Origin of the sequence: Streptomyces sp. D2-8, from assembly GCF_023184515.1 — a bacterium.
Lineage (GTDB): Bacteria > Actinomycetota > Actinomycetes > Streptomycetales > Streptomycetaceae > Streptomyces.
Map to the genome: position 1 here is coordinate 297,111 of NZ_JAAHBP010000001.1, position 10,398 is coordinate 307,508.

Annotated in this window: 9 protein-coding genes and 2 tRNA genes; 9 read left to right on the top strand and 2 right to left on the bottom strand. The window is 70.4% G+C overall.

The features are described 5' to 3' along the window. The first annotated feature begins 104 nt into the window (after positions 1-104). The 6 genes from rsfS (at position 105) to G3I77_RS01305 (ending at position 2,144) form a co-directional block, all read left to right on the top strand. Complete coding sequence (gene rsfS, locus G3I77_RS01280) at positions 105-551, top strand: ribosome silencing factor (protein WP_248500529.1); 447 nt, start codon at positions 105-107, stop codon at positions 549-551. Continuing rightward, the gene (locus G3I77_RS01285; protein WP_248500530.1) at positions 548-1,216 is read left to right on the top strand and encodes a histidine phosphatase family protein; all 669 of its coding nucleotides are present in this window, start codon (positions 548-550) and stop codon (positions 1,214-1,216) included. The genes rsfS and G3I77_RS01285 overlap by 4 nt, the downstream gene beginning before the upstream one ends. A 74-nt stretch (positions 1,217-1,290) precedes the next feature. Beyond that, a tRNA-Ala gene (locus tag G3I77_RS01290) sits at positions 1,291-1,363 on the top strand. A gap of 200 nt (positions 1,364-1,563) precedes the next feature. Next, on the top strand, positions 1,564-1,737 hold the full coding sequence (locus G3I77_RS01295) for a hypothetical protein (protein ID WP_248500531.1): 174 nt from the start codon (positions 1,564-1,566) through the stop codon (positions 1,735-1,737). Positions 1,738-1,740: 3 nt separating this feature from the next. After that, positions 1,741-1,974, top strand: coding sequence for a hypothetical protein (locus G3I77_RS01300; protein ID WP_248500532.1), 234 nt, complete (start codon positions 1,741-1,743; stop codon positions 1,972-1,974). Positions 1,975-2,071: 97 nt separating this feature from the next. Continuing rightward, a tRNA-Ala gene (locus G3I77_RS01305) sits at positions 2,072-2,144 on the top strand. Between the two features lie 100 nt (positions 2,145-2,244). Here the strand turns inward: G3I77_RS01305 and G3I77_RS01310 are convergent. Then, complete coding sequence (locus tag G3I77_RS01310; RefSeq protein WP_248500533.1) at positions 2,245-3,852, bottom strand: NADH-quinone oxidoreductase subunit NuoF family protein; 1,608 nt, start codon at positions 3,850-3,852, stop codon at positions 2,245-2,247. Beyond that, complete coding sequence (locus G3I77_RS01315) at positions 3,849-5,114, bottom strand: ferric reductase-like transmembrane domain-containing protein (RefSeq protein ID WP_248500534.1); 1,266 nt, start codon at positions 5,112-5,114, stop codon at positions 3,849-3,851. The genes G3I77_RS01310 and G3I77_RS01315 overlap by 4 nt, the downstream gene beginning before the upstream one ends. Before the next feature lie 469 nt (positions 5,115-5,583). Here G3I77_RS01315 and leuS point away from each other — a divergent pair, with 469 nt between their 5' ends. The 3 genes from leuS to G3I77_RS01330 all read left to right on the top strand — a co-directional run bounded on the left by leuS (position 5,584) and on the right by G3I77_RS01330 (position 10,308). Further along, the gene (gene leuS / locus G3I77_RS01320; protein ID WP_248500535.1) at positions 5,584-8,463 is read left to right on the top strand and encodes a leucine--tRNA ligase; all 2,880 of its coding nucleotides are present in this window, start codon (positions 5,584-5,586) and stop codon (positions 8,461-8,463) included. 138 nt (positions 8,464-8,601) lie between these two features. Further along, positions 8,602-9,390, top strand: coding sequence for a hypothetical protein (locus G3I77_RS01325; RefSeq protein ID WP_248500536.1), 789 nt, complete (start codon positions 8,602-8,604; stop codon positions 9,388-9,390). 72 nt (positions 9,391-9,462) lie between these two features. Continuing rightward, positions 9,463-10,308 carry a DegV family protein gene (locus G3I77_RS01330; RefSeq protein WP_248500537.1) on the top strand — a complete coding sequence of 282 codons (846 nt, stop codon included), beginning with the start codon at positions 9,463-9,465 and terminating at the stop codon, positions 10,306-10,308. Positions 10,309-10,398: the final 90 nt, after the last annotated feature.

Genomic DNA, 10,398 nt, shown 5'->3' on the forward strand with positions numbered 1-10,398 from the left:
ACGGCGGGAGGATGCTCCCCACGTGATCCCCGTCATCGCGTGGGGGGCCCACGGCGGTCCGTGAGACCCTTGGTGGCAAGTGTCCGCCGACCGAAAGCCTTGTAGTGACCGTGACCGACCGCTCTCACGAGCTGATCAACACCGCCGCCCAGGCGGCCGCCGACAAGCTGGCCCACGACATCGTCGCCTACGACGTCAGTGACGTGCTGTCCATCACGGACGCCTTCCTGCTGGCCTCCGCGCCCAACGACCGCCAGGTCAAGTCGATCGTCGACGAGATCGAGGAGCGCCTCTCGAAGGAACTCGGCGCCAAGCCGGTGCGCCGCGAGGGCGACCGCGAGGCCCGCTGGGTGCTGCTCGACTACGTCGACATCGTCGTCCACGTCCAGCACAGCGAGGAGCGCGTCTTCTACGCCCTGGAGCGGCTGTGGAAGGACTGCCCCGAGCTCGAGCTGCCCGAGGAGGCCAAGGCCACCCGTGGCAAGGCCGAGGAGCACGCCAAGCTGCGCGCGGCCGAGGAGGCGGCGGAACTGGACGGTGACTGGGCGTGACCTCATCCAGTGAGGCGTCCGCCGGGAAGGGCCGGGGCCGTCGCATCATCCTCTGGCGGCACGGCCAGACCTCGTGGAACGTGGAGCGCCGCTTCCAGGGCAGCACGGACGTCGAGCTGACCGAGACCGGCGTCGCCCAGGCCCGCCGCGCCGCCCGGCTGCTCGCCTCCCTGAGGCCGGACGCGGTGGTCGCCTCCGACCTCCGCCGCGCCGCCGCCACGGCCGCCGAGCTGGCCATGCTCACAGGCCTCGACGTCACCCACGACGAGGCGCTGCGCGAGACCTACGCGGGCGTCTGGCAGGGCCTGACGCACGAGGAGATCATCGCCCGGTTCGGCGACGAGTACGCCGCGTGGAAGCGGGGCGAGCCCGTGCGCCGTGGTGGCGGCGAACTGGAGACCGAGGTCGCCGACCGCGCCGCCCCGGTGGTGCTGCGGCACGCCGAGAAGCTCCCCGAGGACGGCACGCTCGTCGTGGTCAGCCACGGCGGCACGATCCGCACCACCCTCGGCCGCCTGCTGGGTCTCGACCCCCGCCACTGGGAGAGCCTCGGCGGACTCTCCAACTGCTGCTGGTCCGCGCTCGGCGAAGGCGCCCGCGGCTGGCGCCTGCTGGAGCACAACGCCGGCACCCTGCCGGAACCGGTGCTCGGCGACGACGACTGACCCCGGATTTCACTTTCCGGCAGGTCGCAGGCTAAAGTTCTTCTTGTTCGCCCCGCCAGCGGGGACGGACGCGAGGGGCTATAGCTCAGTTGGTAGAGCGCCTGCATGGCATGCAGGAGGTCAGGAGTTCAATTCTCCTTAGCTCCACGTCAAGATCCCGTTCCCGGCCAGGGGGCGGGATTTTTCATGCTCCGGCTTGAGTCACTCGGGCTTGCTGAGGCGTATACCTCTACGGCCCCGCAGGGTGCCGTGTCCGGACTGGTACTGAGGCGTCGCTGACCGTATTGCTCCGGCCGTGGCAGAATCAAACGGCCGGAAGGGGGCGCGGCCCGACGGGAGGAGTAGTGATGCCTGCGAGCATCATCGAGGAGGTCGACCACCTCCTCGAAGCAGCGTTCACACGGGACATGTCCACCCGCCTCAGCTGCCCTTCCTGCGGTTCCGCGCACGTGGCCCAGATGCTCGGCGACAACGGCGGGATTTCCTACGTGTGCACGGCCTGCGGCCACAGCTGGAGCTGATCGATGGGTGCACACAGGCGGAAGTGCGACTGGTGCGGCAGCGGGACTCCGATCGTCCGTGACATGGAACCGATCAATCCCGACTACCAGTACTGGTGCGAGGAATGCGCGCAGGCGCTGATCATAAAAGGCGACCCCATCGAGACGTACCGCGAGTTGGAGGGCGAGCCGATCTACGGCCGGCTTCTGGAGGAGCACTGCACGCTCAAGCGGTTCTACTCGTTTGTCACGGCATAACGGGCATTTCGGGCGAAGCGAAACCGATTTGGTGTTGGACCTGATGGGCCAGTAATGTTGGCTTCGCCGCCGGGGAAACCCGGAGGAGCACTGGCAAGGGGCTATAGCTCAGTTGGTAGAGCGCCTGCATGGCATGCAGGAGGTCAGGAGTTCAATTCTCCTTAGCTCCACAGAAGTTGAGAAGGCGGGCCATCCGATCGGATGGCCCGCCTTCTTGTCGTGAGTATGAGTACGGCGGGCCCCCTGGAGGGGAGCCCGCCGTACGGGTGCTCAGCGGCCGAGAGCGCGGCGGCCGCGGCCCTGGGAGAGGACAGGGAGGTTGCGGGACGGCGCGCCCTGCGGGCGCCCCTCCTCGAGGCGCAGCGCCAGCGCCGGGCAGCGGCGCACCGCGCGTAGAGCCTTGGCCTCGGCGTACCGCGGCACCTGCGCCTGCGCCACGGTCGGGAAGCCGTCGGCGCCCAGCTGGAACACCTCGGGGAGGATGTCCGCGCACAGCCCGTGGCCCCGGCACAGCGTCCAGTCGACGAAGATCTTCTGGCGGCTGGGGCCGTTCTCCTCGGACTCGCCGCCCGGGATGCCCGTGGGGGCCCTGCCGCCCTCGAAGAGCGGCAGAACGCCCTCCACGGGCCGTCCGCAGCCGTTGCCGAGGACATGGGCGGCCAGGTCGTCCGTGAACGCCTTGATGGTCGACTCCAGGAACATCGCGGAGCCGTCCGGGTGCGAGCACGCCCCGCGCCGCTTCACGTTCTTGGCGACCTGCTTGAGAGCCTCCAGGGCGGCCGGTCCGCCGCCGTTGAGGATGTCCTCCAGACCGCGCGCGGCGGCCGGCAGGCCGAGGTAGCAGGGGCCGCACTGGCCCGCGCTCTCCTCGGCCAGCCACTGCGCCACCCGCAGCGACTCGCCCAGCGGGCAGGTGTCCTGAGTGATCGGCAGGATCGCGCCGGCGCCGAGCGCGCCGCCCACCGCGTCCAGGGAGTTGCGGGAGACGATCGCCTCGTTGACGGTCGCCGCGTCGATCCACTTGCCGTGGTAGCCGCCGGTGAGCACGCCCTGCGGTACCGGCGGGGCGCCGGCGAGCTGCAGGACGTACCGCAGGGGCACGCCCGTCGGGACCTCGATCACCATGGGGCGGGCGACCGCGCCGGAGACCGTGAGCATGACGGTGCCCGGCTCGTCGTACAGGCCGGTGTTGCCGTAGCGCTCCGGGCCGATGCGGGCGGCGATCGCCAGCTGGGCGAAGGTCTCGGCGTTGGACAGCAGGGTGGGCGCGCCGCCGACGCCGTTCTGCGAGGCGCTGACCTTGCGGCCGGGCGGGACGGCCGGACCGCCGTCGATCGAGCGGATCAGCGACGCGGCGGCACCGGTGACCATACGGACCGGATTGCGCTGGACCCGTGCGCGGAGTGCCGAGCGACGGCCGTTGCTGAGGCCGCGTTCGGCGAGCGCGGCCTCCATGGAGCGCTGGGTCGACTCACGGGTGACCCCCACCACGAGCGTGCGGGCACCCAGAGCCTCGGCGCACAGCAGCGCGCCGTCCAGGATCAGATGAGGGGCACGGTTGATCAGCACCGTGTCCTTGCGGCAGGCCGGCTCGTCCTCGCTTCCGTTCACGACGACGACCGGCCGGACGCCGCGCTTGATCGCCGCCTCGGCGACCGAGCGCAGCTTCTTGTGGAAGGGGAAGCCCGCGCCGCCGCGGCCCTTCAGGTTGATGCCTTCAGCGAGTTGCGCGAGCTGCTCGCCGCCCATCGGCTCGAGCGGCCCGTGCACCTTGAGGTGCATGGGCAGATCGAGTCGATCGACAAGGTCGAAGCCCGACGTGAGCTGGGGAAGGCCGACTACGCGGACTTCGGGTACGTCGGGCAGGGCCTCGTTCACTTAAAGCCTCCGGAAGGCGTGTTCCAAGGTTCGCCCGATCCCGGTGCGTCGAAGTCATAGGACGCACCGGGCGATGTTTCAGTGGCGGGACCGCTGTTGTACGTGTCGTTCGGGTAGTACGTGTCGTAGACGGCATTCGTCTCACCCGTGTCGTACACATCACTCGATCCGTAGCCAGAGGCGCCTGGATTGCCATAGGCCGGCATGCTTTGTCCGGTGTCCTGCTGGGGGTCGTAGGGCGGGATGTTGAAGCCCGTGTCCTGGAGCGGGTCGTAGACCGACTGCGGGGCCTCGCCGACCGGCGGCGGGGACGGTATCGGCCAGTTGCCCGAGGTGCTGGAGGGGCCGTCCACGGTCGGGATGGTCTCGGTGGGCTGCATGTCCAGCGGCAGCTGCATGCGGGTGGTCGACCCCGGCGCGAACGGCTGCTGGCCCTGGGGAGGGCCCGTGACGGCCCGGTAGGCGGCGGCGAAGCCGTTCGCCGGCTCCGGAGCCGCGGGGCGTTCCGCCTTCTCGTACAGCGGTCCCGACGGGGACGCCGCGGCGCGTGCGGGGGCCTCCCGGCGCTCGAAGCCGGGCATCGTGGAGCCGCCGCCCGCCCGGGCCCGGCTCTCCTCCAGGTCCCTGCGGCCCTGGCCCTCGCCAGGGCCGATGAGCGAGGCGATCTTGTCGGCGACCCGGCGCTTGACCTGGCGCGGGGCCGCGCGCAGGGCGAGGGCGCCGGCCACTCCGGCCAGGGACAGGCAGTACAGGATGATGAAGATCGGCTTGGCCGAGCGACCCGCGTAGAGGCCGTGGACCAGGGCGGCGCACCAGGCCGGGTAGGCCAGCATGTGCATGGCCCGCCAGCGGGCCGCGACGGGCGCGGGGGACGCGAAGCGGTTGCGCAGCACGCCGGTGATGCCCACGAAGATCATGAGCATGCCTGCCAGGGTGCCCAGGCCGATCAGGAACGACCTGCCCCCCACCACCTCTTCGTCGGTGAGCAGCAGCCCGAAGGGGATCACCGCGGCGATCCAGGAGGTGTGGTCGAGCGCCAGTTTGACCCCGATGTGCACCAGCAGGAAGACGATCGAGGCGACGGCCGTGGTCCGGTGCACGGCCTGCGCCAGGATGCGCCTGCGGGCGTCCAGGAGGATCCGGTCCTGCGCGACCAGGCCCCAGATCACCGAGCAGGTGAGGCACACGAGGGACAGCACGCCCGCACCGAAGTTGAGGAACTCGGCGAAGGAGTCGTCTGCCGTGGAGTCGTAGGGGTTCACGACCTGCCTCCCCACGTCCCGGTGTCCGGGGGTGGCGAGGTGTTACTGCGATGAGGGTTCATGGGGGCAACTCCGAGCGGTTCGGGAAAGCAGCGGTCCCGCTGCCGAACTCTAAGCGGAGCCATACCGATGGGTACGAGGTTTGAGTTATTGCGTTGTTATCAAAGGACAATGCGGTTGCTGCGATGTCCCCTTAGTGACTGTTACGCGAAGTAACTATTGACCTTGGTTCAGCTTTTCGGGCACCGGGACGGCCCTCGGAAGCGCGTCGCGGCACGCGGAGGGCCTGCGGTACCCTAGCGCCATGCGTGCCGTACGCCTTCTGCTTAGCGGGCCGCGCTGATCAGTCCCGGCCACCGGACGAGTCGAGTGGCCGGCATCGGCGCGGCGTCCCCTCCTGTGTGAGGGGATTTTTCGTTTCTCGAACCAGACGCCGCAGGCAGAGACGATCGATGGAGCTTTGAGGATCATGAGCGAGACGAACCCCGCCGCCACCTCCGAGGTGGCGGCGCCGCACCGCTACACGGCCGCCATGGCCGCCGAGATCGAGGCACGCTGGCAGGACTTCTGGGACGCCGACGGCACCTACGCCGCGCCCAACCCCAAGGGCGACCTGGCGGGTGACCAGGGGATCGTCACCCGCCCCAAGAAGTTCATCATGGACATGTTCCCGTACCCCTCCGGTGCGGGCCTGCACGTCGGCCACCCCCTGGGCTACATCGCCACCGACGTCTTCGCCCGCTTCCAGCGGATGACCGGCCACAACGTCCTGCACACCCTGGGCTTCGACGCCTTCGGCCTGCCCGCCGAGCAGTACGCGGTGCAGACCGGCACGCACCCGCGCGTGTCCACCGAAGCCAACATGGAGAACATGAAGTCCCAGCTGCGCCGGCTGGGCCTGGGCCACGACAAGCGCCGGTCGTTCGCCACGATCGACCCGGAGTACTACAAGTGGACCCAGTGGATCTTCCTGCAGATCTTCAACTCCTGGTACGACCACGACGCCCGGCGTGCCCGCCCGATCGCCGAGCTGGTCGCCGCGTTCGAGTCCGGTGAGCGGCCCGTACCGGGCCACACGCGCGCGTGGAGCGAACTGAGCGCCGCCGAGAAGGCCGACGTCCTGGGCGACTTCCGGCTGGCCTACGCCTCCGACGCGCCGGTCAACTGGTGCCCCGGCCTGGGCACCGTGCTGGCCAACGAGGAGGTCACCGCCGAGGGCCGCTCCGAGCGCGGCAACTTCCCGGTCTTCAAGGCCAAGCTGCGCCAGTGGAACATGCGCATCACCGCCTACGCCGACCGGCTGCTGGAGGACCTGGAGGAGCTGGACTGGCCCGACGCCATCAAGCTGCAGCAGCGCAACTGGATCGGCCGCTCCGAGGGCGCCCGCGTCGACTTCCCCATCGACGGCGAGCGCATCACCGTCTTCACCACCCGCCCGGACACCCTGTTCGGCGCCACCTACATGGTGCTGGCGCCCGAGCACCCGCTGGTCGAGAAGTTCACCCCGGCCGCCTGGCCGGAGGGCACCCACGAGGTGTGGACCGGCGGCCACGCGACCCCCGGTGAGGCCGTCGCCGCCTACCGCGCCCAGGCCGCCTCGAAGTCCGACGTCGAGCGGCAGGCCGAGGCCAAGGACAAGACCGGCGTCTTCATCGGCGCGTACGCCACCAACCCGGTCAACGGCGAGCAGGTCCCGGTCTTCATCGCCGACTATGTGCTGATGGGCTACGGCACCGGCGCGATCATGGCCGTCCCGGCCGGCGACCAGCGCGACTTCGAGTTCGCGCGCGCCTTCGAGCTGCCGATCCACTGCATCGTCGAGCCGACCGACGGCCGCGGCACGGACACCTCGACCTGGGAGAACGCCTTCGCGTCGTACGACGCGAAGATCATCAACTCGTCCAACGACCAGGTCAGCCTGGACGGCCTGGGCGTCGCCGAGGCCAAGGCCCGCATCACCGAGTGGCTGGAGCGGTCCGGCGTCGGCGAGGGCACCGTCAACTTCCGCCTGCGCGACTGGCTGTTCAGCCGCCAGCGCTACTGGGGTGAGCCCTTCCCGATCGTCTACGACGAGGACGGCATCGCCCACGCGCTGCCCGAGTCGATGCTGCCCCTGGAGCTGCCCGAGGTCGAGGACTACTCGCCGCGCACCTTCGACCCGGACGACGCCGACACCCAGCCCGAGACGCCGCTGTCGCGCAACGAGGACTGGGTGAACGTCACGCTGGACCTGGGCGACGGCCGCGGTCCGCGCCCGTACCGGCGCGAGACCAACACCATGCCCAACTGGGCCGGTTCCTGCTGGTACGAGCTGCGCTACCTGGACCCGCACAACTCCGAGAAGCTGGTCGACCCCGAGATCGAGCAGTACTGGATGGGCCCGCGCGAGGGCATGCCGCACGGCGGTGTCGACCTGTACGTCGGCGGCGCCGAGCACGCCGTGCTGCACCTGCTGTACGCGCGCTTCTGGTCCAAGGTCCTGTACGACCTGGGGCACGTCTCGTCCGCCGAGCCGTTCCACAAGCTGTTCAACCAGGGCATGATCCAGGCCTACGTCTACCGCGACAGCCGGGGCATCGCGGTGCCGGCCGCCGAGGTGGAGGAGCGCGACGGCGCGTACTACTACCAGGGCGAGAAGGTCTCCCGGCTGCTGGGCAAGATGGGCAAGTCCCTGAAGAACGCGGTCACTCCGGACGAGATCTGCGCCGAGTACGGAGCCGACACGCTGCGCCTGTACGAGATGGCCATGGGTCCACTGGACGTCTCCCGGCCGTGGGACACGCGCGCGGTGGTCGGCCAGTTCCGCCTGCTGCAGCGGCTGTGGCGCAACATCGTCGACGAGGCGACCGGCGAGGTCACCGTGGTCGACGCCGAGCCCGACGAAGAGACGCTGCGCGCCCTGCACAAGGCGATCGACGGGGTCCGCGGCGACCTGGAGGGCATGCGGTTCAACACCGCCATCGCCAAGGTCACCGAGCTGAACAACCACCTGACCAAGGTGGGCGGGCCCGTGTCCCGCCCGGTCGCCGAGGCCCTGGTGCTGATGGTCGCGCCGCTGGCCCCGCACATCTCCGAGGAGCTGTGGCGCCGGCTGGGGCACACCGACTCGGTGGTCCACGAGGACTTCCCGGTGGCCGACCCGGCGTACGTCGTCGACGAGACCGTGACCTGTGTCGTGCAGGTCAAGGGCAAGGTCAAGGCGCGGCTGGAGGTGTCGCCGTCGATCTCCGACGACGAGCTGGAGAAGGTCGCGCTGGCGGACGAGAAGGTCGTCGCCGCGCTGGGCGGCGCCGGGATCCGGAAGGTGATCGTGCGCGCGCCGAAGCTGGTGAACATCGTTCCGGCCTAGCCGCCAGGCACTGCGGGCTCCTCTCGGGGTGGTCCCCTACGGGCAGGTTCGGGGTTCTTGTGGAACTCCGGACCTGCCCGTTGCGTTTACCGTTGAAGAGCGACGCGAGGCGCCGTGACGTCCTGAGGAGGAGCCCTTGTGGAAGCAGTGATCGCAGTCTTCGCCCTGCTCTTCGTGATCTTTCTCGGGCTCGGGGTGTACGCCACGGTGAAGGCGGTCGGCGCCGCCAAGCGCGGCGTGGACCGTGGCATCACCCAGGCCCGCCGCACGGTCGAGGACCACACACTGCGCGCCAAGTCCTTCGCCCAGCCCGGAGCCGCGGGCGAACTCGCCCAGCTCCGGCTGAAGCTGCGCAGTTCGATGCGCGCCACGCAGGAGGCGCTGAGCGCGGCCGTCGCCGAGGACGAGACCCTGAAGGAGTCCCTCGGCCTCTTCGAGCGGCTCAGCGCGCACGGGCACGAGCTGGACGACGAGCTGAAGCGCCTGGAGTCCGAGCCGGACCGCGCCGCGCTCACCGAGCGGCTCCCCGGGCTGCGCGAGCGCACCGAGCGCATCACGCACTCGGCGGACTCGCTGCGCTGGGCGGCCCGCGACCGCGCCCGCCGCTTCGCGGACGACGACCTGGACTCCCTCGGTGCCCAGATCGACCTGGAGTCCGGGGCGCTGCGGCACTGGACGGCCCCGGAGCCGCAGCCCGAGTCCTCGCAGCAGTCCGCGTCCTCACCGAAGCCCAGCTCGCCGTCTCCGTCCGCGCCGCCGCCGTGGCCCGAGGCGCCCGCCGCCGATGCCGCCACGGCCGGGCAGACCTGGCCGGACACCGCGCAGTCGGACCCGGCGCAGGAGCCGGCACGGCCCGCCATCACGCCGCCGGGGCCCCGCCCGACCTACCCCTGGCAGAAGAAGCCCCGCCCCGAGAGCACCACTTGATCCGGCCACTCGCGCCGCGGGGCGCGGGGTCCGGGCTGCCGCACGGGCGCTACGGCAGGTAACCTCCAGCTCATGTCCCGCCATGTCGCGATCGTCACCGATTCAACGGCCTACCTGCCGGCCCGGACGATGGAGCGTCACGGCATCACAGCGGTACCCCTGACCGTGGTCCTCGGTGACCGGGCGCTGGAGGAGGGTACCGAGATCTCCACCCGCGCCCTCGCCCAGGCTTTGCAGAAGCGGCGCCCCGTGACGACCTCGCGGCCCGGTCCCGCGGTCTTCGAGGAGACGTACCGCAAGGTCGCCGAGTCCGGCGCCACCGGCATCGTCTCCCTCCACCTCTCCGCGGAACTCTCCGGTACCTACGACGCGGCCGTCGTGGCCGCACGCCATGCGCCGGTGCCGGTGCGGGTGGTGGACACCGGCATGATCGCGATGGCGCTCGGGTTCTGCGCGCTCGCCGCGGCGAAGGTCGCGGAGTCGGGCGGGACGGTGGACGAGGCCGTCGCAGCCGCCGAGAAGCGGGCCGCGGGCACCTCCGCCTACTTCTACGTCGACACCCTCGACTACCTGCGGCGCGGCGGCCGGATCGGCGCTACGCAGGCCCTGCTGGGCTCGGCGCTCGCGGTGAAACCACTGCTGCAACTGGCCGACGGGCGTATCGAACCGCTGGAGAAGGTGCGGACCGCGTCCAAGGCGATCGCCCGCCTCGAGGAGATCGCGGCCGACCGTGCGGGAAGCGCCCAGGTGGATGTCGCCGTCCACCATCTGGCCGCCCCGGACCGGGCGTCGGCCCTCGCCGACCGGTTGCGGACCCGGGTGCCCGGGCTGGCCGATCTGCATGTCAGCGAGGTAGGGGCGGTGATCGGGGCGCATACGGGGCCCGGGCTGCTGGGAGTTGTGGTTTCGCCCCGGTGAACGTTGCTGTGGGGCTCCGGCCGCCCGTGTGAGTGGCGGAGTTGTCCACAACCGGGGGCTTGTCCCCGGGAATTGACCATGATCATCGCG

Excerpts from the sequence above, each read along its gene's own strand:
- leuS (WP_248500535.1), top strand. The coding sequence starts at position 5,584 with ATGAGCGAGACGAACCCCGCCGCCACCTCCGAGGTGGCGGCGCCGCAC.
- G3I77_RS01300 (WP_248500532.1), top strand. The coding sequence starts at position 1,741 with ATGGGTGCACACAGGCGGAAGTGCGACTGGTGCGGCAGCGGGACTCCG.
- G3I77_RS01295 (WP_248500531.1), top strand. The coding sequence starts at position 1,564 with ATGCCTGCGAGCATCATCGAGGAGGTCGACCACCTCCTCGAAGCAGCG.
- G3I77_RS01330 (WP_248500537.1), top strand. The coding sequence starts at position 9,463 with ATGTCCCGCCATGTCGCGATCGTCACCGATTCAACGGCCTACCTGCCG.